General features: G+C 49.4%; 28 protein-coding genes. 10 read left to right on the top strand and 18 right to left on the bottom strand.

Annotated features, from left to right (window positions below; genetic code table 11):
• Positions 1-4 precede the first annotated feature (4 nt).
• The 10 genes from AF_RS05910 to ahaH are packed head-to-tail and all read right to left on the bottom strand — an operon-like array spanning position 5 to position 8101.
• Complete coding sequence (locus AF_RS05910) at positions 5-1417, bottom strand: ATP synthase subunit B (protein ID WP_048064680.1); 1413 nt, start codon at positions 1415-1417, stop codon at positions 5-7.
• A 5-nt stretch (positions 1418-1422) separates the two neighbouring features.
• On the bottom strand, positions 1423-3168 hold the full coding sequence (locus tag AF_RS05905; RefSeq protein ID WP_010878662.1) for an ATP synthase subunit A: 1746 nt from the start codon (positions 3166-3168) through the stop codon (positions 1423-1425).
• Positions 3159-3464: a V-type ATP synthase subunit F gene (locus AF_RS05900; RefSeq protein ID WP_010878661.1), complete on the bottom strand. Its 306-nt coding sequence runs from the start codon at positions 3462-3464 to the stop codon at positions 3159-3161. The genes AF_RS05905 and AF_RS05900 overlap by 10 nt, the downstream gene beginning before the upstream one ends.
• A complete protein-coding gene (ahaC, locus tag AF_RS05895) occupies positions 3461-4480 on the bottom strand; it encodes an ATP synthase A1 subunit C (protein WP_048064342.1) in 1020 nt (339 codons plus the stop codon). Before ahaC ends, AF_RS05900 begins: the two co-directional genes overlap by 4 nt.
• Before the next feature lie 16 nt (positions 4481-4496).
• Positions 4497-5063: a V-type ATP synthase subunit E gene (locus tag AF_RS05890; RefSeq protein ID WP_010878659.1), complete on the bottom strand. Its 567-nt coding sequence runs from the start codon at positions 5061-5063 to the stop codon at positions 4497-4499.
• 10 nt (positions 5064-5073) lie between these two features.
• Positions 5074-5304 (bottom strand): ATPase, encoded by a 231-nt coding sequence (locus AF_RS05885; RefSeq protein WP_048064341.1) that lies wholly within the window; start codon positions 5302-5304, stop codon positions 5074-5076.
• Between the two features lie 5 nt (positions 5305-5309).
• Positions 5310-5492, bottom strand: a complete 183-nt coding sequence (locus tag AF_RS05880) for a hypothetical protein (RefSeq protein WP_010878658.1) — start codon at positions 5490-5492, stop codon at positions 5310-5312.
• A 1-nt stretch (position 5493) separates the two neighbouring features.
• The gene (locus AF_RS05875; protein WP_048064341.1) at positions 5494-5724 is read right to left on the bottom strand and encodes an ATPase; all 231 of its coding nucleotides are present in this window, start codon (positions 5722-5724) and stop codon (positions 5494-5496) included.
• A gap of 24 nt (positions 5725-5748) precedes the next feature.
• On the bottom strand, positions 5749-7779 hold the full coding sequence (locus AF_RS05870) for a V-type ATP synthase subunit I (protein WP_010878656.1): 2031 nt from the start codon (positions 7777-7779) through the stop codon (positions 5749-5751).
• Complete coding sequence (ahaH, locus tag AF_RS05865; protein ID WP_231487652.1) at positions 7772-8101, bottom strand: ATP synthase archaeal subunit H; 330 nt, start codon at positions 8099-8101, stop codon at positions 7772-7774. Before ahaH ends, AF_RS05870 begins: the two co-directional genes overlap by 8 nt.
• 172 nt (positions 8102-8273) lie before the next feature.
• On the opposite strand from ahaH, the gene purD reads away from it, so the two are divergent.
• Both purD and AF_RS05855 read left to right on the top strand, forming a co-directional pair.
• Positions 8274-9686 carry a phosphoribosylamine--glycine ligase gene (purD, locus tag AF_RS05860; protein ID WP_010878654.1) on the top strand — a complete coding sequence of 471 codons (1413 nt, stop codon included), beginning with the start codon at positions 8274-8276 and terminating at the stop codon, positions 9684-9686.
• 300 nt (positions 9687-9986) lie between these two features.
• Complete coding sequence (locus tag AF_RS05855) at positions 9987-10295, top strand: hypothetical protein (protein WP_048064340.1); 309 nt, start codon at positions 9987-9989, stop codon at positions 10293-10295.
• Here AF_RS05855 and AF_RS12410 read toward each other — a convergent pair.
• A complete protein-coding gene (locus tag AF_RS12410; RefSeq protein ID WP_010878653.1) occupies positions 10288-10797 on the bottom strand; it encodes a YwgA family protein in 510 nt (169 codons plus the stop codon). The two genes, AF_RS05855 and AF_RS12410, sit on opposite strands and share 8 nt — an antisense overlap.
• Before the next feature lie 61 nt (positions 10798-10858).
• On the bottom strand, positions 10859-11527 hold the full coding sequence (locus AF_RS05845) for a metallophosphoesterase (RefSeq protein ID WP_010878652.1): 669 nt from the start codon (positions 11525-11527) through the stop codon (positions 10859-10861).
• Between the two features lie 74 nt (positions 11528-11601).
• Between AF_RS05845 and AF_RS05840 the strand changes: the two genes are divergently transcribed.
• The gene (locus tag AF_RS05840; RefSeq protein WP_010878651.1) at positions 11602-12189 is read left to right on the top strand and encodes a DUF7090 family protein; all 588 of its coding nucleotides are present in this window, start codon (positions 11602-11604) and stop codon (positions 12187-12189) included.
• Entirely contained in the window at positions 12186-13277 is a 1092-nt protein-coding gene (locus tag AF_RS05835; RefSeq protein WP_010878650.1) for a DUF362 domain-containing protein, read from the top strand. Before AF_RS05840 ends, AF_RS05835 begins: the two co-directional genes overlap by 4 nt.
• Here the strand turns inward: AF_RS05835 and AF_RS05830 are convergent.
• Positions 13270-14343, bottom strand: a complete 1074-nt coding sequence (locus AF_RS05830) for a tRNA pseudouridine(54/55) synthase Pus10 (RefSeq protein WP_010878649.1) — start codon at positions 14341-14343, stop codon at positions 13270-13272. The two genes, AF_RS05835 and AF_RS05830, sit on opposite strands and share 8 nt — an antisense overlap.
• A gap of 46 nt (positions 14344-14389) precedes the next feature.
• Between AF_RS05830 and AF_RS05825 the strand changes: the two genes are divergently transcribed.
• On the top strand, positions 14390-14716 hold the full coding sequence (locus AF_RS05825) for a hypothetical protein (RefSeq protein ID WP_010878648.1): 327 nt from the start codon (positions 14390-14392) through the stop codon (positions 14714-14716).
• Here the strand turns inward: AF_RS05825 and AF_RS05820 are convergent.
• Genes AF_RS05820 through AF_RS05810 form a run of 3 tightly spaced genes read right to left on the bottom strand, consistent with a single transcriptional unit; the run spans position 14697 to position 18047 of the window.
• On the bottom strand, positions 14697-15047 hold the full coding sequence (locus tag AF_RS05820) for a prefoldin subunit beta (protein WP_010878647.1): 351 nt from the start codon (positions 15045-15047) through the stop codon (positions 14697-14699). The genes AF_RS05825 and AF_RS05820 overlap by 20 nt on opposite strands.
• Positions 15040-15276: a KEOPS complex subunit Pcc1 gene (locus AF_RS05815; RefSeq protein ID WP_052270479.1), complete on the bottom strand. Its 237-nt coding sequence runs from the start codon at positions 15274-15276 to the stop codon at positions 15040-15042. Before AF_RS05815 ends, AF_RS05820 begins: the two co-directional genes overlap by 8 nt.
• 20 nt (positions 15277-15296) lie before the next feature.
• Positions 15297-18047, bottom strand: a complete 2751-nt coding sequence (locus AF_RS05810) for a DEAD/DEAH box helicase (protein WP_244372822.1) — start codon at positions 18045-18047, stop codon at positions 15297-15299.
• Between the two features lie 33 nt (positions 18048-18080).
• Here AF_RS05810 and AF_RS05805 point away from each other — a divergent pair, with 33 nt between their 5' ends.
• Positions 18081-18530, top strand: a complete 450-nt coding sequence (locus AF_RS05805) for an Lrp/AsnC family transcriptional regulator (RefSeq protein ID WP_010878644.1) — start codon at positions 18081-18083, stop codon at positions 18528-18530.
• On the opposite strand, the gene argJ is transcribed toward AF_RS05805, so the two are convergent.
• Positions 18527-19666, bottom strand: coding sequence for a bifunctional ornithine acetyltransferase/N-acetylglutamate synthase (argJ, locus tag AF_RS05800; RefSeq protein ID WP_010878643.1), 1140 nt, complete (start codon positions 19664-19666; stop codon positions 18527-18529). The two genes, AF_RS05805 and argJ, sit on opposite strands and share 4 nt — an antisense overlap.
• A 68-nt stretch (positions 19667-19734) precedes the next feature.
• Here argJ and AF_RS05795 point away from each other — a divergent pair, with 68 nt between their 5' ends.
• The 3 genes from AF_RS05795 to AF_RS05785 all read left to right on the top strand — a co-directional run bounded on the left by AF_RS05795 (position 19735) and on the right by AF_RS05785 (position 23899).
• Positions 19735-20955 carry a phosphoglycerate kinase gene (locus AF_RS05795; RefSeq protein WP_048064339.1) on the top strand — a complete coding sequence of 407 codons (1221 nt, stop codon included), beginning with the start codon at positions 19735-19737 and terminating at the stop codon, positions 20953-20955.
• Between the two features lie 126 nt (positions 20956-21081).
• Positions 21082-22512 carry an acetyl-CoA hydrolase/transferase family protein gene (locus AF_RS05790; RefSeq protein ID WP_048064677.1) on the top strand — a complete coding sequence of 477 codons (1431 nt, stop codon included), beginning with the start codon at positions 21082-21084 and terminating at the stop codon, positions 22510-22512.
• 31 nt (positions 22513-22543) lie between these two features.
• Positions 22544-23899, top strand: coding sequence for an MFS transporter (locus AF_RS05785; protein WP_010878640.1), 1356 nt, complete (start codon positions 22544-22546; stop codon positions 23897-23899).
• Here the strand turns inward: AF_RS05785 and AF_RS05780 are convergent.
• Positions 23896-24393: a CDP-alcohol phosphatidyltransferase family protein gene (locus AF_RS05780; RefSeq protein WP_257640103.1), complete on the bottom strand. Its 498-nt coding sequence runs from the start codon at positions 24391-24393 to the stop codon at positions 23896-23898. The two genes, AF_RS05785 and AF_RS05780, sit on opposite strands and share 4 nt — an antisense overlap.
• A 149-nt stretch (positions 24394-24542) precedes the next feature.
• Here AF_RS05780 and AF_RS05775 point away from each other — a divergent pair, with 149 nt between their 5' ends.
• Positions 24543-25268 (top strand): NTP transferase domain-containing protein, encoded by a 726-nt coding sequence (locus AF_RS05775; protein ID WP_010878638.1) that lies wholly within the window; start codon positions 24543-24545, stop codon positions 25266-25268.
• Positions 25269-25271: the final 3 nt, after the last annotated feature.

The following is a 25271-nucleotide window of genomic DNA, read 5'->3' as shown; positions in this document are numbered from 1 at the left end:
GTTTTCAGGAGGCCTCCTCTGTGGCCTCCTCGGGCTTAGCTTCTTTTTTCCTGTACTTGGGGTGATATTTCTCTATGAACTTTCTCTCAACCTTCGTGAGCTCTCTCTCAGGAAGCATTGCGAGCAGCTCCCATCCGAGGTCGAGAGTGTACTCAATATCTCTGTCCTCGTATCTTCCCTGCTGGACAAACCTCCTCTCGAACTCGTCGGCAAACTTCAGGAAGAGCCTGTCCCTCTCTGACAGAGCCTCCTCACCAACAATGGCGACGAGACCTCTGAGGTCAACACCCTCAGCATAGGCCGCATACATCTGGTCGTTCCACTGCGGGTGGTCCTCTCTTGTGTATCCCTCGCCGATACCTTCCTTCATCAACCTGCTGAGCGACGGAAGGACGTTGATTGGTGGATAAATACCCTTGGCGTGCAACTCTCTGCTCAAAACTATCTGTCCCTCGGTGATATACCCGGTGAGGTCGGGAATTGGGTGGGTGATATCATCGCCCGGCATTGTGAGGATTGGCATCTGCGTAATCGTCCCCTTCCTGCCCCTGATACGGCCAGCCCTCTCGTAGATAGTTGCGAGGTCAGTGTACATGTAACCCGGATATCCTCTTCTTCCGGGAACCTCTTCTCTTGCTGCCGAAATCTCTCTAAGAGCTTCGCAGTAGTTGGTCATGTCTGTGAGAATAACCAGAATATGCAGGTCGTACTCGTAGGCGAGGAACTCTGCAGCGGTGAGTGCCATTCTGGGAGTCAGCAATCTCTCGATAGCCGGGTCGTTGGCAAGGTTGAGGAAAACAACAGCCCTCTCCAGTGCCCCAGTCCTCTCGAACTCCTTCATGAACTGGTACGCCTCTTCGTAAGTTATGCCCATAGCCGCGAATATGACAGCGAACTCCTCACCCTCGCCCCTAACTTTTGCCTGCCTCGCAATCTGCAGAGCGATGTCGTTGTGCGGCAAACCTGAACCGCTGAAAATCGGGAGCTTCTGACCTCTGACGAGGGTGTTCATTCCGTCAATTGCTGAAATACCGGTCTGGATGAACTCTCTCGGATACTGCCTGGCGTAGGGGTTGATGGCCGCACCGACAATTGGTCTCCTCTCCTCTGGAACGATCTTTGGCCCACCATCAATCGGCTCACCGGAACCGCTCAGAATTCTTCCGAGCATGTCCTGGGAGCAGTTGAGCTTGACGATGTCACCGGTGAACCTGACGGTGCTTGAGGTGTCAACTCCTCTCGTACCCTCGAAAACCTGAACAACGACGACATCTTTGGACGTGTCGAGAACCTGACCTCTCCTTGTTGAGCCGTCGGGAAGCGTTATGGTGACGAGCTCTCCGTAGGCAACCGGCTCGGTTTTCTCAACAAAAACAAGGGGACCCGCAACCTGGGTTATGGTCTTATACTCCTTCATCTTCATCACTCTCCGAGCAGATTCTTTCTAATCTTCTCCAGCGCAGCCTCCATGGCGGGCTTGTAGTCCTCCTCGAACTTGGCTCTGGCAAACTCTTCGAGACCCTCGACTCCCGCAATTTCATCGATGGTCTTTCCTGCTTCGAGAGCCTGATAGAACCAGTCGTTGATCTGCTTTATGGCCTTCAGCATGTCGTACTGCTTCTGCACGCTGCAGTATGTATCGACGGGGTGGTAGGCGTACTGGATGAGGTAAACCTCTCTGATGATTCTCGCAACCTCCAGAAGGACTCTCTGGGATTCTGGCAGTGCGTCGCTACCAACAAGCTGCACAATCTCCTGCAGGTTAGCCTCCTCCTGCAGAACCTCCATTGCCCATCTTCTCAGCTCGTTCCACTCCTCGCTGACGTTCTCAGCAAACCAGTCCTTCAGGGTGTCAACGTAGAGGCTGTAGCTCTGCAGCCAGTTTATGGCGGGGAAGTGCCTTCTGGCAGCGAGCTTCGCATCGAGGGCCCAGAACACCTTCACAATTCTGAGCGTGTTCTGAGTTACTGGCTCACTGAAGTCACCGCCGGGCGGTGAAACTGCTCCGACAACCGTGACACTCCCTATGTTCCCTGCGAGGGTCTTAACTCTGCCAGCTCTCTCGTAGAACTCTGCAAGCCTTGATGCGAGGTAAGCGGGGTAGCCCTCTTCACCGGGCATCTCCTCAAGTCTTCCTGAGATTTCTCTCATTGCCTCTGCCCATCTGCTGGTTGAGTCAGCCTGTATGGCTACATCGTAGCCCATGTCTCTGAAGTACTCCGCAATGGTGATTCCGGTGTAAACCGAAGCCTCTCTCGCCGCAACAGGCATGTTGGAGGTGTTGGCAACAAGAACCGTTCTCTCCATCAACGGCTTTCCTGTTCTCGGGTCTTCAAGCTCCGGGAACTCCTCAAGAACCTCTGTCATCTCGTTGCCTCTCTCACCGCATCCGATGTAAACGACAATCTGAGCATCACTCCACTTTGCCAGCTGGTGCTGGGTCACAGTTTTACCGCTTCCGAATGGGCCCGGAATTGCAGCGGTACCTCCCTTTGCAACCGGGAAGAAGGTGTCCAGAATTCTCTGACCAGTTATGAGCGGCACAACGGGTGGAAGTTTCTCTACGTACGGCCTCGGAATTCTGACTGGCCACTTGTGGTAGAGCTTAAGCTCCGTGCCATCCTCAAGAACCGCAATGGTGTCCTCAACCGTAAAGCTGCCCTCGTAAATCTCAGCGATTACTCCCTCCTTGACGTTCGGCGGAACGAGAATCTTCTGCTCTACAACCTCAGTCTCCTGAACAGTTCCGATTATTTCTCCCGGTTTTACTTTTTCTCCCTTCTTCACCAGCGGCTTAAACTCCCACTTTGCCTTTCTGTCCAAGCCCGGAGCTTCAATGCCCCTCCCGATGAAATCTCCGCTGACCTCCTTTAGCACCGGCAATGGCCTCTGCACACCATCGTAGATGTTTCTTATCAATCCAGGCCCAAGCTCAACGCTGAGCGGCATTCCGGTGTTCTCTACTTTGTCACCCGGCTTTACACCCTCTGTATCCTCGTAAACCTGAATGAGAACCTTCTGCCCTACTAAACCTACAACCTCTCCCATCAGCCCCTCTTCACCTACCTTGCAGAGGTCGTACATTCTGGCCTTCAATCCCTCCGCAACGACGAGGGGTCCAGAAATCCTATAAATTTCTCCCACGTATCCAGCTTCTTTCACTTCCATAGGTCAACACCTATCGCCTTTCTTATCTTCTCCCTAATCTCCTCCACACCTCCGGTTCCTCCTACAGAAACAAAGGTGGGTTCAACCTTCTCATCAATTTCCCTCCTCAAAACCGGAGGGAGCTTTTTCAGGTACTCCTGCTTAATAATCACAACACCAACATCATCTCTCTTTAAAACATCCTCAACCGCCTTAACGATTTCCTCGTCGCTCGTGACCTCGTATATGTCCGAGATTCCTGCAAGCATGAAGCCAATCGTGAAGTCCGGATCGCCCACTACCGCCAACTTTTTCATAATATCACCATCTGCCTCTCAATCTCCTCGCTCGGCAAGCCGTAGTATTTGCCCCAACCAAGAACTCTCAGGTTGTCCACTTCAACCTTTTTCAGCACAATGTACTGCAGAACCGGCAGAATGCTGAGCGGATAGTTGCTGGCCCTCTTGGAGATTGTCTTTATCCAGACCTTGTCGAACTCGATCTCAACTGCCGCGACCTCCTTCCCTTCAATCTGAACGTCATTCCAGAACCAGTAGCCCTCGAGAGCCTTTATCATTTCATCAATCGGCATGGCCGCAAGCTTCCTGAGTTCTTCTTCGGTAAGTTCGTAACCACCGGGAATCGTGCACTCCATTATTTCGTCGGGCGTCGCATCCTCCGCCTTCAGCCTCAGCAGCGTCTTGACGTTCCTTATGTCTATTTCCATCTTGATGAAGTCGAGGAAGAGCTTCATTGCAAAGTCTGAAGGATTTAGCTTTAGTAACTCCCTGTAGTAAACCTTGTAAAGCCCGTCCTCGATTTTGCTCATGTCTTCGCTGCCTATCTTGGAAAGGGGCTCGTAGTAGGGTGTCCCCTCAAAGGACTTGACGATTTCTTCGATATCCTTGACAAGCAACGTCTTCCAGAAGTCCATGTCCCTCTCACCAGCAGGGACCAGAATGTCATCAACCACTTCGGGCTGAACGTTTGCCATTTTGCCCCTGATGATGTTTATTATGTTCCAGACATCCCACTTCTCAAGATACTTCATTATCAGGAACTTTGAGGCACCAAAGGAGACCTCAATGAGCTTTCTGTAGGTTCTCGCGAGGTTTGCGTAGAGGGCGTGGTCGAGCAGTCTTGGCCCCGTGAACTTGTAGCCGAGCTCGTCGATTTCCTTTTTATACTCCGTCTCACCTATATACCTCACAATCTCGTCAAACTCCATGTTCAGCAGTTTCCTGAAGTCCTCTGGCTTCAGCAGTCTGCTCTTCATAACCTTCGTTCTTGCAACGATGTAAGCCCAGGCGGCTCTATTTCCCTTGTAGATCATTGTTATCACCTCTTACTTACTTGAAAAGCAATTTTGACACTTCGCTCAGCTTCTGTTCGTAAACCTGGCTTACAAGTTCGTCGAACGTCAGGTTCAGTCTGATGTCCCCGGCGGGGTCTTCAAGTATGACTCCTCCTATACAGTCTATGTTGCCGCCGTAGGTGACATCGAGTTTGAGCTCCTTTATCAGCTCTTTTACTATGTCCTCATCCTCTTTCCTTGAGTAAACAACCATTCCTGGTGAAGCGTTCTTTTCAAGCAGGTTTTTGAGTATCTTCTTTCTCGTCTCTTCATCCATGTCTCTAACCTTCTGCCTGAGAAGGTTGAAAACCTCCTCAAGGATCTCCTTCTGCACGTTCAGAAGTTCCCTTTTCATCTCCAGTTTGACGCTGGAAATTTCCTGCCTTCTGATGGCTTCCGCCTCCTTCTCTGCCTCCTCTCTGGCCTTCTTCAGAATCTCCTCGGCCTCAGCCTTGGCCTCGGCCAGTATCTTCTCAACTTCCTTCTCCGTCTCCTCCCTGATTCTCCTGACCTCCTCTTCACCTTTCTGCTGGATCTCCTGCAGTACTTTATCCAGTGGCATCTCTTTCACCTTAGAACGCGAACATCAGTATGAACGCTATGACCAGTCCGAAGATGACTATGGTCTCCGGTATAACTGTGAACAGAATACCGAGACCGAAGAAGCCCCTGTCCTCGGCTGTAGCTCCTACGGCAGCTGCACCGATACCGCTCTCACCAAGTCCTGCACCAATACCGGCCAGTCCAACTGCCAGTCCAGCACCAACTGCAATCAAACCCTTAGCCAATGCATCTTCCACCATTCATCTCACCTCCAGGGAATAAGCTGGCTAAACTTAAGCCCGCCTATTAATATTAAAATGAGGATGGTTACTCCGAGAACCATCCTCGCGGTCGACACCAACCAGTAATACTTCACGAACCTCTCTATGTTTTTTTCCGTCAGCACCCTCCTTTCCAGGAATCTCCTGACCAGCTCCTCGCCCGGCATGTTAGAACGCGAACATCAGTATGAACGCTATGACCAGTCCGAAGATGACTATGGTCTCCGGTATAACTGTGAACAGAATACCGAGACCGAAGAAGCCCCTGTCCTCGGCTGTAGCTCCTACGGCAGCTGCACCGATACCGCTCTCACCAAGTCCTGCACCAATACCGGCCAGTCCAACTGCCAGTCCAGCACCAACTGCAATCAAACCCTTAGCCAATGCATCTTCCACCATTCATCTCACCTCCTCAAACACACCTCACTCCTCAATAAACCTCTTTATCCTGCCGAAAGGCTCGTAGAGCCTTCCGCCACCCTCAAAGAACTTCGTAAAGAACTCTACGTAGTGCAAACGCAATGACTGCAAACCTGGATCGAGAATGCCGAGAATCAAGTTGCCCACGTGTCCGATTAGCAGGACTATTGCGCCAACTATCGGTATACTTATACCCACTGGATCAATGAGCTTCATTCCGATGAAGTTGATGACGAAGGCTATGTAGACTGAAGACAGTCCAATGGCTAGAAGTCTCGCGTAGCTCATGATCTGGCCGAACCACGTTAGCAGCTCGACTGCAAGTATGACTCCCATAGCACCCATTTTCGGCACTTCGCCCATGACGAACAGTATGAACCAGACGACGAGCAATGGAAGTGCTGCCAAGTAGTAAACGTTCAGTCCTGCCTGCCAGCCTTCCATAAGTCCAGGCAGTGGAAGCGGAGGCACATCGCCCGGATTCGGACCCATTCCGAGCTGGTAGAACACTCCCACGTTGTACGCGAAGCCGAAGATGATCATTGCAAGGCCAAGAACACCTATGATCCACGAGAGCTTCTCGAGAATCGCATCCTTAAGGCCATGCTCGACATAGACGTTGTAGAAACCGAGAGCGAATCCAAAGAGAATCTTCGCGATACCGATCACAATCGTTGCGAACAGCAGAATCTTGACACCCATCTCCTCAACCCTGTCGAAAATCGGATGACCGTGGTGGAACTCGTAGAGGTGCTCAAGCTGCGAGCCAATGAAGTGGATCTGGTATGGCTCGTACTCTCCAGGCACTATGAAGGGGCCGAAGCACTCTCCGTAGATGAAGCCGAAGATTATTGACATCACTCCAGCGTACACACCGATGTTCAGCATCCTCTGCCAGCCCTCAGTCTTAAACACCCTCTTGAGGTACAGGGAAATGACCGTGACGAGCAAACCGTAACCGATATCTCCCAGCATCATACCGAAGAAGATCGGGAAGAAGATCGCTATGAACACAGTTGGGTCAATCTCCTTGTACTTCGGAATTCCGAAGGTTGTTGTGAGGAGCTCAAAGTTTCTCACACCAGCAGGGTTGCTGAGCTTGGTTGGAGGTTCACCCTCTTCATCAAGCACCTCAACCGCAACGCCGTTTGCATCCATCTTGGCCTTGAACTCGTTCAAAGCCTTTGCAGGCAGATAGCCCACGAGGACGAATGAGTACTTCGAAACCAAAGTTCTCAAAGGCAGCTCGTACTTGTCCATCTGCGAGCTGAGGTATTCTTCAATTGCAAGCAGAGTTTCGGCCTCCTTTACCTTTACCTCTTCTATTTCCTTCTCTACCTGCTCCTTTCTTGACTTCAGCGATTCGATTTCCTTCTCTATCTCCGAAATTTTTGCCTCAAAGTCCTCAACGTCGGGAACCTGAATCTCCCTGTAACCGCACTCCTGCAAGATTCTCAGGAACTCGTCCCCGTACTCGGCTTTAACGAAAACCGCTACAACGAGCTCTTTCTCGTATTCGGTGGCGAAAACTTCAAAATCGCTCGTTACCTGGGCAAACTTCTCCGTCGGGTTCTCCTTTACAAACCCGACGAAAACTCTGAGCGTCTTGTAGCCCTTAAGCAGTCTTGCGGGTATTCCGAGCCTCTTGAGAGGCTCTATCTGGTTGAGCTGCTCCTGCAAGGATGCAATCTTTTCATCAACGCTTCTCAGATACTCAATTCGCTCTCCAATCAATTGCTGGTACTCGTCGAGCTTCTCCTTAAGCTGGGCTTCAATCTCGGACTCTCTGAACTTTCTTCTGGGCACTATCCTCGATGGATCGAGCTTCAGGTGGGAGATGAAGCTCCTCATCTGGACAAGGGCTCTTGAAACAACTGATGCATCCGGATGCGGCTCGCCGATTCTGAAGTATTCCGATTCTTCAGGCTCCTCTATGTGGACGAGGTTGAGTCTGTGGAGAAGGTCTGCAGTTTCGCCCAGTTTCTCCCTGGGACCCACTACAGAAACCCTAACCATTCGTTCCGGCTTAAGCATGTTCCATCATCCCTACGAACTCATTATACAGCATCTCCACGGCCTTCATGATGTTATCCTTGCCCTTCTTTGCGTAATCCTCGATGTTCTTTGTTTCCCTCTTTCTGATTTCCTCCTTCTCGGCTTCTATCTGTTGCCTTGCAGAATTGAGAATGTCTTCCTTAACTTTAACCGCCTCAGCTTCGGCACTCTCAATAATTTCTCTCGCTTTCATCTTAGCCTCAAGAATTTTGTTTTTTCGTTCCTCCTCTGCAGCCCTGATAGCCTCTTCAACCTTAATCTCTGCCTGCTTAATTTTTTCAAGAATTTCTGTCCTATCCATGGTAACCACCCTGATCAAACTCTAAACTTTAAAGACATTCGAAAGCCTTACAAATCGTATTTAAGCTTTGTTATTTTTACACAGGTAGAATTTGTAATTAAAAACGAGGATTAATTATATATCCGCCCCTGCTGACCGAAAACGGAAAATAATCGATGAGATAAAAAACGGTATGAAGGTTCTGGTGGTCGATGCAGGAGGGAGGGGTAACGCAATTGCTCACGCTTTCTCAAGGAGTGAGCAGGTTAAAGAAATTTATATAGCTCCCGGAAACGGGGGTAGCGAATTTTTCGAAAAGTGTAAGATTGCCGAGCTTGATGGAAAGAAAATTCCATCTATAAGGGCAATAGACGAGATAGTGCGGTTCGCAAAGAAATGCGAGGTTGACCTCGCTTACATCGGACCGGAAGAGCCGCTGAGCCTCGGATTGGTTGACAGACTTGAGGAGGAGGGAATACCTGCCGTAGGGCCGAAAAAGGAGGCCACGATTCTTGAAGCAAGCAAGTGCTGGGCGAAGGATTTCTTAAAGAGAATTGGAGTTCCCATTCCTGAGTACGCGAACTTCGACAATCCAGAAGAGGCGAAGGAGTACATAAGGGAGAAGTTCAACAACGGGATAGTGGTGAAGGCAGATGGCCTTGCTGCGGGGAAGGGTGTTTACGTCTGCGACTCCGTAGAGGAGGCATTAAGGGCGGTGGACGAGATAATGGTTCAGAAGAAGTTCGGAGAGGCTGGAAACAGGATTGTGGTTGAGGAGAGGCTGAGGGGAATTGAGGTTGCCTTCACCGCCATGACGGACGGCAAAACCGTCAAGCCGTTCGGCCATGCAAGGGACTACAAGAGGGCTTTCGACAGCGATGACATTGAGGGCTTGAGGGACTTCTACATCGGCCTCACAAAAAAATTCTACACCAAAGCCCAAATAGAGCAACTCTACAGGGAGGGAAAGCTCATCAACCCCAACACAGGAGGTATGGGTGCGGTGAGCCCACATCCAGCGGTAACGGAGGAGGTAGAGCAGAGAATCATGGAGATGGTTGTGGAGCCGATAATAGAGAACTTTGACAAGGAGTTCAAAGGCGTTCTTTATCCTGTCATAATGCTTGTTGAGGAAAACGGAGAACTAATCCCTAAGGTTCTTGAGATAAACGTCAGGGACTGCGACCCCGGAGCGGAGGCAAAGCTACCGAGGCTTAAGAGCGATATGGCTGAGATATCGATGGCTGTGGTGGAGGGTAGGCTGGATGAGGTGGAGATGAGGTTCAGCAGCGATTACTGCGTTGCTGTTTGCGCGGTCAGCGGAGCTCTGAAGGGCAGAGAAGGGCTGAAGCCCGGCTATCCTGCAGACCACTACACCAGCCAGCCTATAACAGGAATCGAGGAGGCGATGAAGGAGGCGATAATCTACGCCAACGGCATCGCTAAAACGAATGGATACGTCACAACCGGCGGAAGAGTTCTGACGGTCGTTGGAATGGGACAAAGCATTGAGGAGGCAAGGAGCAAAGCGTATTCAGCACTTGAAAAAATTAGCTTTCCCGGAATGCGATACAGAAGGACCATAGGGCTTGATGTTCCCGAGTAATTAATGAGGAATTGTTATTTTATACTTATCCGAAATAATAACGGCCTAACTCCAAGCTAACACGGAAAACAATTAAACCACTCGCATGAAGTATAATTCCGATGAGTAAAAGGATTTACATAGAGACTTCCATAGCATTAGACTACATTGAAGGGCAAATAGAGAACAACACTGATTTAAAAAGCTATTTTAGAAGGGAATTGCCGAGAGTTCGAAGTCTATCTACTAGAGTCGTCAATTGGCGAAACTTTCGGGCAGTGTTTAGTTAAAGAGTGGAGAGAAGATAAAATAATCGAAAAATTGCTTGATTTTCTAAGAGAAACTCAGTCCAGAATTATAAGAGCCGATTCAATTAATGATGTTGATAAAAAAGAACTTAAGAGGATATTCGGCAGAGGTGACAAAATCCTGAATCAGGAGTGGAGTGACGAAAATCAGTGGGGGCTTGACATTTACGATATATGGTTTCTCTCCCAGGTGTCAGTGGACCCTAATGCAAAATATATATGGGCAAATGATAGAAGGATGTTAGATTACGGAAACGCATATATAAATTTCATTTCTGGTCGAGATGTTAGCGTAGTTGACACATTGCGTGGAATTAAATAGCACCGTATTTTTTAAGTTCCTCTAATACCGTTTTGATATAGTTTTTAGATGCAAAGGGCTTTCTTTTATATGTTAAATTCACAAGTTCCATTTCGAAGTCTTCTTTCGTTATTCCCAGCTTAGCTAGGCTCTCAGCAACCTTCTTCAGTTCTAATAATGTCGCAGCAATTTCGAGCCAAGTTCCGTCTTTATCTCTTGCTATATTCACTAATGCTCTAAAAATTTTATCTTGGAGAAAAATCTCTTTCTGTTGACCCCCTACCTCACCAATCATTCCAGAATTAGATAGGTGGTAGTAATCATCCGCTAGCTCTGGAGAATATGGACCTCTCAGGTATAGATTAAACTCATAATCTAGCAGATTTCCGCCCAATGCCTTATAAATGTAAACTAGTTTTTGTAGTTTCAATCTATGGTCAAATCTGTTAACATTAAATTTGAAACTCAAAGCTTCCTTGAGGGCTTCTACAAATCCTGCCAAGCTTCGCAATCTTGATTCCATAAGAGGGGTGTTTACAAAGTTACTTAATACTTTTTCGTAATAACTACTTAAAATTAAAAATCTAAATAATTTTTCGTAAATCCTCGATACTTCCTAGATACACAACTTCCTCCTCAATCGCATAAACCTCAATTTTCCTCGCCTTCTGAAGGATGGGTGACAGAAAGTTTCCCTGCAGAACATCGCTACCGCTCATCAGGGGGGAGAAGGCGGGCAGGACGATTTTTGCTCCATCCGCAACGAGGTAGCATGGGAAAGTGTACAAAGCTCCCCTCACTCTCACCTTCACGGCCGGATGCTCATGCCCCATTATCACCTTCTCCTCCTCGCAATCCTTATGGCCATGAACGACCAGATAATCTCCAACCCTTACGCTCTCCTTAAGCTCTATTCCGTACTCAGCCAGAATTGCTGCGAGGTAGTTGTCATGGTTTCCTCTCACAACCTCAAGCTCCACATTAACGGATTCTATAAACTCCCTGACGTCCTCCCACTCGTACGGTAAATTTTTGCTGAACTCATGCTTTAAGTCTCCCGCCACCACGATTTTGGCGATACCGTACTTCTCCACAATGCTCGCAACTCTAGCTTTTATTTCCTCCACCTGCATTCTCGGTACAGCGTAGCCTCTCTCCTGCAACACATTCTCAAATCCGAGATGCAGGTCGGCTATTACAGCTGTATTTCCCACAATTGCCGCCCTCTCTGGCGTAAGCAAAACATCTTCCATTGGTAACGATAAAAGCGTAAAAGTTTAAAACCTATCTGAACACCTAAGCCAACACCTTGCAGAGAGGAATTTAGATGACACACGTACTGATTAATGGCCCCCCTGGAACGGGCAAGTGCAAGATCCTCGAGGATGTTTCGAAGGAATTCGACAATGTAGTTTGGGTTACCACTCTCTCCAGCGCATATTTTGTCAGAAAAAGAATTGGAAGAGAAGATGTGTGGATTATCGACACCTACACGTGGGGGAAGAAGAACTCAGAAGACAGCAGAGACATAATCGTTTCCAACCCCCTGAACCTCAACGAGGTGAGCCTGGCCATAAACAAAGTGCTTGACGGTCTTGATGGCAGCTACCTTCTGATAATGAACTCAATCTCGGGGTTGCTCATCTACCACACATATCAGAGAATCCTCCACTTCTTAAGGGCTTTACTTGTGAGAGTTGAAAAGGAGAAATCAAACAGCATTTTCACCTTAGTCAAGGATGCCCACGAGAAGAGTGTGGAAGTTTCAATTTCCATGTTCTTTCCCAATATTGTGGAAACTAAAGAGGATGGAAAGGTCAGAATTATAAAGTCCTCGGTCCCCCTTGACAAAAGCGATTTTGATTCCAATGAGGCGAAAGAGATAATTAAGAGGATGCTGAAAGAGAGTTTATGAAGGATGTTTTTTACACAAGCACAAGGGCGGAGGTTACAGATCCAGCTAAATGGTATCAGCCCGATTTGAGTGCTGTTAGAAAGCTGGAAAAGCTGATAGATGAGAGCGGTGTTCTTGATGTGGTTTCAAAGGGGGATGTTGTAGCGGTAAAAACGCATTTTGGCGATAGGGGCACAACAAGAACTCTGAGGAGCGTCTTCATAAGGACAGTTGTTGAGAAGGTTATCGAGGCTGGTGGAAGGCCTTTTGTGACGGAAACTACCGGTCTGGGGATGCTGAGGCCAAGATGCACTGCGGTGGGGAGAATAAACATTGCTGAAGAAAACGGATACACCCACCAAACCCTGAAGGCCCCGATAATCATCGCCGACGGATTGCTGGGCTTCGACTACGTTGAGGTGCCGGTAGAGGGGAAACACCTTAACTCGGTGAAGGTGGCTAAGGCCATTGCTGAATGCGATGCGGTCATCTGCTGCACCCACTTCAAGCTGCACATGCAGGCTGGGGTTGGGGGGAGCATAAAGAACGTGGGGGTTGGCTGCGTTGCAAAGCCCTCCAAATTCGACATCCACATGTCCGACTACCCGCAGATTGATGAAGAGAAGTGCACGAAGTGCGATGAGTGCGTGAAAATCTGTCCAAGCAATGCGATAGAGGACTACCAGATTAACAGGGAGAAGTGCGTCAAGTGCCTCGGCTGCTCGGAGGCCTGTGATTATGGGGCTGTTAAAACCTTCTGGGTTTTTGGCAGAGATGTGTCGGAGAGAATAGTGGAGTGCACGAAGGGTGTTTTTAAGGTGCAGAAGAACTTCGCCTACCTGAACTTCCTGATGGACATCACCCCCCACTGCGACTGCCACCCCTACAGCGACCTGCCAGTTGTGCCTGACCTGGGCATAATGGCCTCAAAGGATATTCTCGCAATAGACAGGGCAAGCGTGGACTTGTACAGGCAGGCTGAGAATCTAAGCGGAGCATTGCTGAAAGACAAGAAGTTCTGGGACTGGACGGACGTTGAGGGGATGCTTAACTATGCCGAAAAGCTTGAACTGGGAACGCAAAACTACAGGCTGATTGAAATCAGCTGACAGCTATCACATCCAACCTGTCAACTCTCGCATTTACTCCAACTTTTTCTGCCAGACTCGGCCTTGTTCTTCCGTTATCCCCGCTGACAAGCTCCTTGATGTAGAGCCCCGCCTCGGCCTCAAACTCCACCACCGCAACCCTGCCGGTGTGGTGAATCAACCTTGCATCGTAAAGCCTTCTCACCCTAACCCTGTCCGCCCTTCTGTGCGAAACTCTCATGGGAGTTCTCTGCCTTATCTCTCCCTTAAGGCTTTCAAGGGCCTCAATTAGCCTTTCCCTCTCAACCTTCTCCTCAAAAACGACCTTCGCCCTGTAGGTCTTTCTGTGCCTCTCCGTTTTCACCTCTCTGACCTTCTCAGCATCTGTGTACTCAAGATCCCTAACAGCAACCCACTTCTGGGAATTTATAGCCTCTTCAAGCTCCTTCAGGTCAACAAACCTCTTTCTTGGCTCGATTACCTCAAGCACAAAGGGTCTGCCAGTTCCAAGCATTCTCGCATCAACGTCCTCCCTTCCAGCACCGTGGAGCTTTGCATCTCTCGCTTTGAAAAGCCTGACAGCGGGCATGGCAATTAGCTCCTCAACCGATGAAACGTACTTCTTCCCGGTGAAGTTGCATACTTCACAGCCTTCTCCATTGCAATACCCGCACAGCCACCTCGTCTGCGAGATGTTCCTGACCCTCTTCAGGTATCTTCCGTAGATGAAAACGGGCCTTATCTGAAGCTCAAAGGTGAAGGTTTCGAGGTCGAACAGAACGGTTATGTCTGGATTAAGGGTTCTTTTACTTCCAGTTTTCTCTTCGATGGCTCTGGCAAGCTTTGTGTTGAACCTCTGCTTTATCTCGTACTCAATCCCCTTCAGCGACAGATATTCTTGCAGGGCTTTCAAACTGCCCCAAACCCTGCTCCCAACGTTGAATGTCTCGAATTCGTACTCTGACATCTTTTTCACAATCTCCTCGGCAAACTCCTCAACTCTGTCGAAGGCGTTGCAGCACGCCTCGCATTTCTCTGCAACCACACCTTCGCCGATGATGCCATAGCACTCCCTGCAGAGGTTCACAGAGAAAATTGGAAAAGGGCTTTAAAACTGCTGTGGCAGTGGCTACATGAGGCAAACAATTCTGAAGCTCTACGAAAAGGCCAACGAGAGGGACTGGAAGCCGTGGGAATTGCAGAGTGAGATGAGAAAAATCTACGAGAACGTCGTAGCTGTGGGAGATGACCTCTCCTTCACCGTAAGGCTCGACAAAGATGTTAAGCCCGTCAGTCTTGAGAAATTTGGTGCTTCAAAGGTCAAGCTGCACCCCTTCAAGACCGCATGGCGGTTCGAGAGGGGATTCATTGCCTTCGAGGGAAAATTCCTGAGAATAAGCAGGGAAATCGATAAAAAATTGCTTGAGGAAATCCTCAGCGTTATCCTGCCTGAGGACTGAGCAGGTTCTGGAGCTTCTGCTGTGTCTCAGCGAACCTCTCCCTGAGCTTTTCCTCCTGCCTTTGCAGAGTCTTTATCCTTATCTCGTAGGTCTCCTTTTTCTCTGTAAGCTCCTTAATCACGTCCTCCTTCTTCTCCTTAACCAGAATGTTTCCAACAGCCTTGTAGACCGGTGTTTCATCATCGACCTTCTGAAGCTCCTCCAGTGCCTGCTCCGTGTCTCTCAGCAACGCCTCTACCTGAGCCCTCTGAGTGATTACTGCCTGCAGCTGCTGCTGAAGCTGCTGAAGCTGCGCAACCAGATTCTGAACCTGCGGAGGGAGTTCACCCATTTTTCAACACCTCTTCAACCTCTACACACATCTTAATCAGCCTTAACCACGAATTTATCGCCGCTCTCAAATCTGAGACGTCTTCAGCCTCAATTTCTAATCCCAACCTTTCGCCAGATTGATAAAGCTTTGCCCGACTTATTGAGGTTTCGATTTCTGGCTGGATTGATTTGGCCACATCAGGGCTGCAACCCTCAATGACAATCTCTGCCCTGTTCATCATCCCCATTCGGCAAACCTGCTTATAAATCAATCCCAGAACCTCCTCGTTCGAATGTAGTTCCTCTCAGCCTCAATTAAAGCCTTAAAGAAGTCATCTTCCTCCAGATAATACCTCGAAAGAAGCCTTGCAGCTGTGTCAGCCCCTATTCCGAAAGTTGAGAGAGCGTAAACAGCTCTCTTTCCGTGAGCCATGACGAGGTTGGCCAGCTTGAAAAGCTCTCTTTCCCTGAACTCCTCGGGCTTTCTTCTTGAGTTGAAGACGGCAATCATTTTCGAGCCGCACTTTATGCATGTGAACCTCTCAAAGCTCTCAACTCTCTCCGTGTAGCAGGCCCTGCAGTTCAGGCAGTAAACCCTCACCACCTCTTTTTCAAGCCTCTCCCTGAAGGCTCTGAGGATGGCCTCGCTGGACTTGACGGCAAGAATGTCCATGGCCCTCTGTCTCGCTGCAAGGCTTATTGGACTGAGTTCATTGTAAACAGAAACTTCAATCTCCCCGCTGGAGATTTTCTCCACAACTTCTGCCGTTCTCTCGACATCCATCTTCTCAACGAAAATCTCCCTCAAAGCCTCTCTGTAGATGGGCGTATCCTTCAGCTTCACCACGAGGCTTCTAACGTTAATCCTGCTCAGCTCGTCCTCCTTGGACAGGAATCCGAATTTTCTGGCAGCGTTGACAACCTTCCACTGCATCAGCCTCGTGTCAAAAACAGCTCTTTCAGCTAAACTCTCAACCGCTTCGGGCTGAATGCTTTTAAGTATGCTCTCCACCTCTTCGGGTTTTGCTGGACTGAGCTTGATTCTGTAGGGGTCGATCTCAACCGCCACACTGCTTCCCCTTCTTGCGGTTAAAAGTAAAGCGAGAATTCTGCCGAGGGTCTCGTTCACCTTGTGACCGAAGCATGCGTTAACCACAACAACATTCTCCGAGCCCTCAATGGTAATGTGGCTGTCATAGGGGACTGCAAAGCCCTTCTCAATCTGCTCCCTCAGTGTTTTAACCACCACACTGACATCTCCCTTAGCTCCCAGAGCCTTCAACGCTGCCTTCTCCCCCTTCGCCTTTATCAGCCCGGCTAACCAGTTTCTCAGCATTCCGACTTCCTGAGCAACCTCAAAGGGGACGGGAATCTCCTCCCCCACCCATGAAGGTATCTCTCCTTCAGCAGATACTGGCTCAACCCTCACGACCTCATCAACGCTCAGAACTCTCCAGAGCTCTCCTTTCATCGCAAAAATCTCCCCGCTGAAGGTGGAGAGAAAGCTCTCGTCGAGGGAGCCTATGGTTTTTCCGCTTGAAACATCAACAACCCTGTAGTGCTTCTCGTCGGGAATCATCGATATGTTCTCGTAGAAGTACCTCCTCGTGTTTCTCCTCGCACCAATCTCCCCCTCGTCGTAGAAAATCTTCCCGATCCGGGCGAGGAAGTTGCAAACCTCATCAAACTCCTCAAAAGTCAGATTGCGGTAGGGAAAAGCTCTCTTCACTATCCTGTGGGCCTTTTCAGCATCAATTCTGCCGTATTCGAGGGCGAGAGCGCATATCTGATTCGCCAGCACGTCAAAACTTTTGAAGTGAATCTCCGCATCCTCCAGCAATCCCTCCTTGGCCCTTCTGACAATTACAGCGGACTCAAGAATGTCGTCGAAGCTGCTCGCAACAACGTAGCCCTTCGAAACTCTCCCCAATCCGTGACCGCTCCGTCCTACTCTCTGCACGAGCCTTACAGCCTGCCTCGGACTGTTGTACTGCACAACAAGATTTACGTGGCCAATGTCAATCCCAAGCTCCATTGAGGAAGTGCAGATTAGAGCATCAAGCTCGCCCTTGGCGAACCTCTCCTCAGCCTCTACCCTCGTTTCCCTCGAAAGGCTGCCGTGATGCACCTCCACATCAATCAGCTTTTTGAGCTTGATTCCCAGTGCTTCAGCCGTCTGGCGTGTGTTGACGAAGATTAAAGCAGAACCGTGTTCCTTCACCGCATCAGCAATAAACTTCAGCTCTCCGGCAATCTCCGCATCAACGCCAAGCTTTGCTGCAAGCTTCTCATCAACCTCAGGCTTTACAACCTCAATTTCGTACTCCTTCTCAGCCTTCCACTCCAGAACTTCCGCATCAGCCCCAACGAACCTTGAAACAAGCTTGGGCCTGCTTACAGTTGCTGAGAGGCCAATGGTCTGAAACCTTGCCATCTCCCTCAGCCTTTCAAGGGCAACGCTAAGCTGCACTCCCCTCTCGCTGTCAATTAGCTCGTGAATCTCGTCAACCACCACATACCTCACGTTCTTCAAAGCCTTCCTCAGGTTTTTTCCGAGGAAAAGAATCTGGAAGGTTTCTGGAGTGGTGATTAAAAGGTGCGGGGGCTTTCGGGACTGCCTCGCCCTCTGGGAATCTGGAGTATCGCCGTGCCTGACGTCAACCCTTATGCCAAGAAACTCGGCAATCCCCCTAATCCTCCTCAGCATGTCCCTGTTCAAAGCTCTTAGAGGTGTAATGTAAATGGCAACGATTCCCTCGGGCTTCTCCATTTTTAGCATTGCCTCGAAAATGGGGATTATTGCAGCCTCCGTTTTCCCGCTTCCCGTTGGAGCGATGATTAGCACGTCCTTACCGCTCAAAATCTTCCTGAAGGCCTCTAACTGCAGCTCGGTCAGCTCCTCAATTCCCGCAGCACTCAAAGCCTCTCTGAGCCTTTGATTCAGCATCGTAAAGGCTATGTTGGCGGGGAGGTGATTAAAGCTTTTGCCTTCAGTTTCGCGCTCAGCTTCAACCTGCAAAAACCTTAAAAATTCTTCAAATAATGGAGTTCAATGGTAAAGATTGATGAGGTTGACATCAAAATTTTGAGAGAATTGCAGGATGATGCCCGCAAAAGCTTGAAGGAAATTTCAGAAAAGGTAGGAGTGGCCGAGGGGACGGTTTACAACAGAATAAACAAGATGAGAAAAATCGGGCTTATCAAGAAGTTCATTCCCGTCGTTGACTACTCAATGCTGGGATACGACCTCATAGCGATAATAGGCATTACCGCAGAGGGTGGTTACCTGACGGAGATTGAGAAGGAGATTGCGAAGGAGAGAAACGTGACAGCCGTTTACGACGTTACAGGTGACTACGACATTATCGTTGTGGCCAAGTTCAAGGATAGGGACAGCCTGAACGCCTTTGTAAAAAGAATAGCGGGGATGGACAAGGTACTCAAGACATACACAATGCTCGTGCTGAATGTGGTTAAGGAGACGCACCTGATAGACCTCTAAGTTGTGTACTCGGCATTCAGCTTCACGTAATCGTAGGTTAGGTCGCAGCCGATGGCAAAGCCCTTTCCATTACCTTTTTCAAGCCTCAGCCTGATTACAAGCTCCTCTGCTTTCTCCATCAACACTCTCGCCCGCTCTTCGTTCCCCAAAGGCCTTCCGGAATCGATTAGAAAGACTTCATCCCTCCCGTCTGAGAGGCTAAGAGTTATTCTCTCATCCACATCTGCCCCGCTGTAGCCGGCAGCAGCAATAATTCTCCCCCAGTTGGGGTCGCAGCCGAATATTGCCGTCTTAACAAGCAGCGAGCTTGCAACAGCTCTGGCTATCAGATTCGCATCCTCATCATTTCTCGCTCCGTCAACCCTGACTTCGAAAACCTTCGTCGCCCCCTCTCCATCTCTCGCCATCTGCTTTGCGATGCTGTAAAAGACCGAGCAAAGCTCCTCCTCGAAAACATCTCTCTCCACCCTCTCCTTGCCGGTTGAAATCAGCAAAACGGTATCGTTGGTTGAGGTATCCCCGTCAACCGTAAGTCTGTTGAAGGTTTTATCGGCTGCCCTTCTCAGCATATCGTAAAGCTCTCCGCTGTCAAATTTTGCGGAGGTGAAGGCAAAGCAGAGCATTGTAGCCATATTCGGTGCAATCATTCCCGCCCCCTTTGCAACAGCAGCAATCCTCGCCTTCTCTGAGTAGGCCTTCTTGACGAATCTGTCCGTGGTTACAATCGCCCTTCCGAACCTCTCTGCATTCTCCACCGAATTTCCGAGACCTGAGTAAACCTCCGGTGCTTTTTTTCTTATCCACTCCATGTCCAGCTTTCTTCCGATTACGCCGGTAGAGGCGACCGCAACTCTCCTCTCCTCACATCCAAGAAGATTTGCAGCGATTCTGCACATCTCCCTCGCGTCTCTCATCCCCTGCTCCCCGGTGTAGGCATTTGCATTTCCGCTGTTCACAATCACACCCTCCACAACCCCATCCCTGATGTTCTCCTCGCAAACGATAACCGGAGCAGCCCGGATTTTGTTCTGCGTGAAAACTCCTGCAATACTTCCTCTAACCCTAACGAGTCCAAGGCCGTATTTTCCCTCCTTTATTCCGTTGCAGAGGACACCGCCAATGTCCGTTATTTCCATGAACCAATTCTGAGCAGGTAAATTAAAATTTTCAGAAAGTTTTTAATTTCACCTTCCGAATTGAAGTGATGATAGACGGCCTTCCAACACTAGACGATATTCCGTACAGAGGAAAGCACGTTCTGCTGAGGGTTGACATCAACGCTCCTATTGTGAACTCAACGATTCTCGACACGAGCAGATTCGAGAGCCACATTCCGACAATTGAGGCTCTTGAAGACTCAAAGCTCGTTTTGCTCGCACACCAGAGCCGACCCGGAAAGAAGGACTTCACGAGTCTCGAAAGCCACGCATCCACACTTTCCAAACTGCTCGGGAAGAGAGTCGAGTACATAGACGAAATTTTCAGCAAAGGCGTTCTGAGAAGAATAAAGGAGATGGAGAACGGTGAGGTAATTTTGCTCGAGAACGTGAGGTTCTACTCCGAGGAGCAGTTGAACAGAAGCGCTGAGGAGCATGCCGAGTGCCACATGGTCAGGAAACTCAGCACAGCCTTTGACCTCTTTGTCAACGACGCCTTCTCCGCATCCCATCGAAGCCACGCATCTTTGGTCGGCTTCGTTCCGGTTCTGCCATCCGTCGTGGGAAGGCTCGTCGAAAATGAGGTTACCGCCCTCAGCAAACCCCTCAAGGGGGAGGGGAGAAAGATATTTGTCCTGGGCGGAGCTAAAATCAAGGACTCGGTGAAAGTTCTAAAAAACGTGCTGGAAAACAACATTGCGGAAAAAGTCGTTCTCACGGGTGTAGTTGCCAACTACTTTCTCATGCTGAAAGGTTACGATATAGGTGAAGTGAACAGAAAGGTTGTGGAGGACAACAAGGAAGACGTGAGCGACGAGGAGATGATAAACATACTCAAGAAGTACTCCGACAAAATTATCCTTCCCATTGACCTCGGTATAGAGAAAGACGGTGTCAGGGTAGATATCCCATTGGAGAAGTTTGATGGGAAATACAGAATAATGGATATTGGGCTTGAAACCGTTAACCAGCTTTCGGAAATCATCCCGAAGTACGATTATGTGGTTCTGAACGGTCCTGCGGGAGTTTTTGAGGATGAGCGTTTCTCTCTCGGAACTTACGAGATTCTGAGGGCCGCGACAAGGGCTGGTTACTCGGTTGTTGGCGGGGGGCACATCGCCTCAGCAGCACGCCTCTTCGGCCTTTCGGACAAGTTCAGCCACATATCAACTGCAGGAGGGGCGTGCATAAGGTTCCTGAGCGGTGAAAAGCTGGTAGCTCTTGAGGTTATCAAGGAATACTGGGCGAAGAAGTGGGGCAAATCTTAATTTTTTAAAATTTCATACGATAAAATTTTTAAGCTGCCCATTTTCCTAAAGGATTAATCAGAGTTATGTTTAATTCAGAAAACGTTAAATATTCTCCATAATTTTCAAATGAAGAGGTGTGATAGAATGAACTACAGGGAAGAATATGAAAAAAAGCTTATCAGTCCTGAAGAGGCTGCGGGGCTTGTAGAGAGTGGAATGCACATCGAGCTTGGCGGTGCCGCAAATACAGCGCTCATAATAGACAAATACCTCGCAAAGAGAAAGGACGAGCTTGAAAACGTTAAAGTGGGTACTTTCATAGACCTCGCCCATTACGAGTTTCTCAAGGCCGACCCCAATGGGGAGGTCTTCGAGTGGTCGAGCGGCTTCCTCTACCGACCCGTAAGAAAAACCAGCAAGGAGCTTGGACCGTGTGTATTCAGGCCCAACCTGTATCACGACGTTCCGAAAATTGTCAGGGAGTTCTCCAAAGACTACGACCCGATAGACATCGCCTACCTCGTCACCACGCCCATGGACAAGCACGGCTACTTCAACTTCGGCCTGACCTGCTCGCACATGAAGGCGCTGGCAGAGGTTGCAGAGAAGGTTGTGGTGGTCGTCAAAGAAAATATGCCCTGGGTCAATGGAGGCTACGACGAGTGCATCCACATCTCGGAAGTTGACTACATCGTTGAGGACAACGAGATGCCAGTTCCGTTCATACCATTCAGCATACCCCCAACGAAGGAGGATGAGATGATAGCAGAGAACATACTCAACGCAGAAACGAAGGACGGCAGGAAGCTCATACAGGATGGCTCAACGCTTCAGGTTGGCATTGGCGGTCTGCCGGATACGGTTGTTAAAATGCTCAAGGAAGGAGGGTACAAGAACCTCGGCGTGCACACCGAAATGATGGGCGATGGCACGCTTGAGTTGATTGAGGAGGGCGTTGTTACCAACGACCAGAAGAGGCTCGATAGGGGGAAGAGCGTTTTCACGTTCGCCCTCGGCTCTCTCAAGCTCTACGAGTACCTCGACAGGAATCCGGAGGTTGCAACCTACCCAGTCGACTACACCAACGACCCCTTCATCATAGCGCAGCAGCCGAAGATGTTCTCCCTAAACCAGGCCGCAGAGGCCGACCTGATGGGCCAGATAAACTCGGAGCAGATGGGGCTGATATCACCAACAGGCAAGCTCTATCAGGTGAGCGGGACTGGGGGGCAGTTGGACTTCGTTATGGGCTGTCTTTTCAGCAGAGACAGACAGGGCTTCAGCATTCTCGCAATGTACTCCACACACAACGGTACGTCGAGGATCAAGCCCATCCTGCCTCCTGGAGCGGCGGTGACTGTCCCGAGAAGCATGGTTCAGGTTGTTGCAACCGAGTGGGGAGTTGCCTACCTGAAGGGGCTTACGGTAAAGGAAAGGGCAATAGCGATGATTCATCTCGCGCATCCAGACCACAGGGAGTGGCTGGAGAAGGAGGCTGAAAAACTCGGTCTTCTACCGCCGAACTACACAATCCCGGCAGGCAAGCCGGATTACTTGCTCTACAAGAGGGATTAAGTTTTTAAATTTTTTCGCATAAGGCAAACTCATGCAACTGAAAAAGGCAGCTCTGCTGACATCAGGTGTTGCTTCCTTTCTCACCCCCTTCATGGGCTCTTCAACCAACATAGCCCTGCCCGCAATAGGCAAAGAATTTCAGATTGACGCCATAACTCTCGGCTGGATTGCCACGGCATATCTTCTCGCAGCCGGCATGTTTTCCGTCCCCTTCGGCAGGATTGCAGACATAGCGGGAAGGAAGAAGGTTTTTGTGGTTGGACTGCTTGTTTTCAGTCTCGGCTCCATTCTCTCAGCAATTCCTCCCAATGCGGAGATGCTTATAGCTTTCAGAGTCCTCCAAGGTGTTGGCGGTGCGATGATTTTCGCCACCTCAGTAGCCATTCTCACTTCGGTTTTCCCTCCCCAGGAAAGGGGGAAGGCCATTGGCATCAACACCGGAGCGGTTTACACGGGATTAAGTCTTGGCCCCATAGGTGGAGGGTTTCTGACCCAAAATCTCGGATGGAGGAGCTTGTTCATCGCCAACGGAGCTTTGGGATTCTTCGCCCTAATCGTTGCATCAGTCTATCTCAGGGGGGAGTGGGCTGATGCGAGGGGGGAGAAATTCGACCTTGCCGGTTCCGCAATTTACGCGGCCATGCTCTTCTTCCTGATTTACGGTTTTTCAGAGTTCTCAGTTGCTTTCATAGTTCTCGGTGCAATCTTGGCCTTAATTTTTGTTGTTTACGAGAACAGGCAAGAGCATCCCGTTTTTGCTGTAAGGCTTCTTCTGAGCAACCTTACCTTCTCCCTCTCAAGCCTCGCCGCACTGCTCAACTATGCGGCAACCTTCGCCGTGGGCTTTTTGATGAGCCTCTACCTCCAGTACGTAAAGGGGTTCGACGCTCAGACGGCTGGCCTCATCCTCGTATCCCAGCCCGTAGTCATGGCAATCTTCGCCCCCATTGCCGGCTGGATTTCGGATAGAATAGAGCCGAGGGTTGTAGCCTCAACGGGCATGGCTGTGACAACTCTGTCCTTAATCCTCTTCGCAGGCATCAACGGAGAGACGGCCTTAAGCAACATAATCACTTACCTCATGCTCCTCGGTTTTGGAATTGCACTGTTCAGCTCTCCGAACACCAACGCAATCATGAGCTCGGTTGAGAGAAAATTTTTCGGCATAGCCTCAGCCACAGTTGCAACAATGCGGCTCGTAGGGCAGACTTTGAGCATGGCTCTCGTCATGCTCGTCTTCTCAATGGTAATTGGAAGGGTTGAGATAACTCCTGAGTACTTCGGCAGGTTCATCGAAAGCTCAAGAATAGCCTTCTCGATCTTCGCCGCGCTCTGCTTCGTTGGAATCTTCGCATCGCTGGGGAGGGGAAAAATAAAGAGAGGCTAGTCGAGCTGCTTTAATGTGTGAAGCATGCGGTGCAGTGTGGTTATAAAGCCGAGCACCGCCACAATCCACAGCGTTGCTGCATAAACGCTCACCGCATTACCGCTGGCGTATCCGTAGAGCAGCCCAACCATTATGATGGCAAGCCTCGTGTCCCTTCCACCAATTCCAACTTTGCATTCCGCGCCTTCAGCTTCAGCCATAGCCCTCGTTATGCTCACTCCAAAGGAGCCAACCACCGCCATAAAGCCGGCAAGCCATAGCTCAGAAGGATAAAGATAGACAATTCCAATGACAATTGCAGCATCCACGAACCTGTCGAAGACTCTGTCGAGGTACGCTCCGCTCCTCGTAACCCTCCCCGTCAGCCTTGCCAGGTCACCGTCAGTGCAGTCAAGAATTTGCGAGATGAAGAGAGTTAGCACGCCCCAGTATATTTCTCCAGCTGCAATGACCGCTGCTGCCCCCAATCCGACGATTGTGGCAATAACGGTGATTAAATTCGGCGAAACACCTGTTTTCGAGAGAATCTTTGCCAGAGGTCGGGAAAACCTCCGATAAACAAGTTCTGTCAGCAGATACTCCCATTTGATTTAAATCACCTCCTTATGGGTAATTTTAAATAACTCTCCTTTTAACATTTTTCATGGAGGCAGTAATACTCGCTGCAGGTTTCGGTTCACGATTGGGTCATCACACTCGCGAAATCCCGAAAGCTCTCCTGAAAATTGGGAAAAGACCGTTGATATACTACACGGTTCAGACTCTGATGGAGAACGGTATCAGGGATGTTGTAGTGGTTACCGGACACAAAGGATACGTTTTGAGGGAGTATCTTTCGCAGTTCGACCTCAATTTCAAATTTGTCCACAACAGCCTTTACAAGAAAACCAACAACATTTACAGCCTCTATCTGGCAATGGACCACGTGAGCAAGGGATTTTACATCCTGAACTCCGATGTTCTCTTCCATCCCGGCATCTTTCGGGAACTGCACTCCTCCACGAAGGAGAACCTGATACTGTCCGTTGACACGTTCAAGGAGCTTGGAGAGGAGGAGATGAAGGTCAAAATAGAGGATGGAGTTGTTAAAAGAATAAGCAAACAGCTCAACCCCTCAGAGGCTGATGGAGAATACATAGGCATTGCAAGAGTTGAGGAAAACATCATCGACGACCTCTACAACCACGTTTCCAGAGTTATGGAAAGGAAAGGGAGAAGAGTGTTCTATGAGGAGGCTTTTCAGTCAATGATGGATGACGGCATCGCTGTTTACTATGAAACAACAAAAGGGCTTCCGTGGATTGAAATAGACACCCCTGCGGACTTGATGAAGGCCAGATACGAAATCTACCCCAAAATCCAGTTTTGAGAA

Origin of the sequence: Archaeoglobus fulgidus DSM 4304, from assembly GCF_000008665.1 — an archaeon.
Taxonomy (GTDB): domain Archaea; phylum Halobacteriota; class Archaeoglobi; order Archaeoglobales; family Archaeoglobaceae; genus Archaeoglobus; species Archaeoglobus fulgidus.
This window is presented reverse-complemented; position numbering and strand designations above follow the sequence as displayed.

Coding starts and splice junctions, on each gene's coding strand:
- AF_RS05910 (WP_048064680.1), bottom strand. CDS start 1,417: ATGAAGGAGTATAAGACCATAACCCAGGTTGCGGGTCCCCTTGTTTTT.
- AF_RS05905 (WP_010878662.1), bottom strand. CDS start 3,168: ATGGAAGTGAAAGAAGCTGGATACGTGGGAGAAATTTATAGGATTTCT.
- AF_RS05900 (WP_010878661.1), bottom strand. CDS start 3,464: ATGAAAAAGTTGGCGGTAGTGGGCGATCCGGACTTCACGATTGGCTTC.
- ahaC (WP_048064342.1), bottom strand. CDS start 4,480: ATGATCTACAAGGGAAATAGAGCCGCCTGGGCTTACATCGTTGCAAGA.
- AF_RS05890 (WP_010878659.1), bottom strand. CDS start 5,063: ATGCCACTGGATAAAGTACTGCAGGAGATCCAGCAGAAAGGTGAAGAG.
- AF_RS05885 (WP_048064341.1), bottom strand. CDS start 5,304: ATGGTGGAAGATGCATTGGCTAAGGGTTTGATTGCAGTTGGTGCTGGA.
- AF_RS05880 (WP_010878658.1), bottom strand. CDS start 5,492: ATGCCGGGCGAGGAGCTGGTCAGGAGATTCCTGGAAAGGAGGGTGCTG.
- AF_RS05875 (WP_048064341.1), bottom strand. CDS start 5,724: ATGGTGGAAGATGCATTGGCTAAGGGTTTGATTGCAGTTGGTGCTGGA.
- AF_RS05870 (WP_010878656.1), bottom strand. CDS start 7,779: ATGCTTAAGCCGGAACGAATGGTTAGGGTTTCTGTAGTGGGTCCCAGG.
- ahaH (WP_231487652.1), bottom strand. CDS start 8,101: ATGGATAGGACAGAAATTCTTGAAAAAATTAAGCAGGCAGAGATTAAG.
- purD (WP_010878654.1), top strand. CDS start 8,274: ATGAAGGTTCTGGTGGTCGATGCAGGAGGGAGGGGTAACGCAATTGCT.
- AF_RS12410 (WP_010878653.1), bottom strand. CDS start 10,797: ATGGAATCAAGATTGCGAAGCTTGGCAGGATTTGTAGAAGCCCTCAAG.
- AF_RS05845 (WP_010878652.1), bottom strand. CDS start 11,527: ATGGAAGATGTTTTGCTTACGCCAGAGAGGGCGGCAATTGTGGGAAAT.
- AF_RS05840 (WP_010878651.1), top strand. CDS start 11,602: ATGACACACGTACTGATTAATGGCCCCCCTGGAACGGGCAAGTGCAAG.
- AF_RS05835 (WP_010878650.1), top strand. CDS start 12,186: ATGAAGGATGTTTTTTACACAAGCACAAGGGCGGAGGTTACAGATCCA.
- AF_RS05825 (WP_010878648.1), top strand. CDS start 14,390: ATGAGGCAAACAATTCTGAAGCTCTACGAAAAGGCCAACGAGAGGGAC.
- AF_RS05820 (WP_010878647.1), bottom strand. CDS start 15,047: ATGGGTGAACTCCCTCCGCAGGTTCAGAATCTGGTTGCGCAGCTTCAG.
- AF_RS05815 (WP_052270479.1), bottom strand. CDS start 15,276: ATGGGGATGATGAACAGGGCAGAGATTGTCATTGAGGGTTGCAGCCCT.
- AF_RS05805 (WP_010878644.1), top strand. CDS start 18,081: ATGGTAAAGATTGATGAGGTTGACATCAAAATTTTGAGAGAATTGCAG.
- argJ (WP_010878643.1), bottom strand. CDS start 19,666: ATGGAAATAACGGACATTGGCGGTGTCCTCTGCAACGGAATAAAGGAG.
- AF_RS05795 (WP_048064339.1), top strand. CDS start 19,735: ATGATAGACGGCCTTCCAACACTAGACGATATTCCGTACAGAGGAAAG.
- AF_RS05790 (WP_048064677.1), top strand. CDS start 21,082: ATGAACTACAGGGAAGAATATGAAAAAAAGCTTATCAGTCCTGAAGAG.
- AF_RS05785 (WP_010878640.1), top strand. CDS start 22,544: ATGCAACTGAAAAAGGCAGCTCTGCTGACATCAGGTGTTGCTTCCTTT.
- AF_RS05775 (WP_010878638.1), top strand. CDS start 24,543: ATGGAGGCAGTAATACTCGCTGCAGGTTTCGGTTCACGATTGGGTCAT.